Source organism: Poseidonibacter ostreae (genome assembly GCF_009208075.1).
Taxonomy (GTDB): Bacteria; Campylobacterota; Campylobacteria; order Campylobacterales; family Arcobacteraceae; genus Poseidonibacter; species Poseidonibacter ostreae.
This window is the reverse complement of record NZ_WFKJ01000151.1, coordinates 1-246: the sequence shown is the minus strand read 5'-3', so window position 1 is coordinate 246 and position 246 is coordinate 1. Positions and strand designations below refer to the sequence as shown.

Below are 246 nucleotides of genomic sequence, written 5' to 3'. Positions count from 1 at the left end.
ACAAAAAGGCCCAAAATGCCGAACTACAAAGAAGGATTAAACCGTCATCAGCAACTCTTATTTCCGCCTAGTATGGATGAATATGTTGATGAAAATAATCCAGTAAGAGCTATTGATAGCTATGTTGATAGTATAGATTTAGCTACTTTAAAAGTATTTACTAGCAAGGGTGGTTCAGAAGGTCAACCAGCATATCATCCAGCACTACTTTTAAAAATTTACCTCTATGGATATCTAAATAGTATT

At 34.1% G+C, this 246-nt stretch carries 1 protein-coding gene; it reads left to right on the top strand.

Annotated features, from left to right (window positions below; translation table 11 throughout):
• Positions 1 to 15: 15 nt before the first annotated feature.
• The coding region (locus GBG18_RS15210) for a transposase (RefSeq protein ID WP_193311199.1) at positions 16 to 246 on the top strand (231 nt) is incomplete at its 3' end.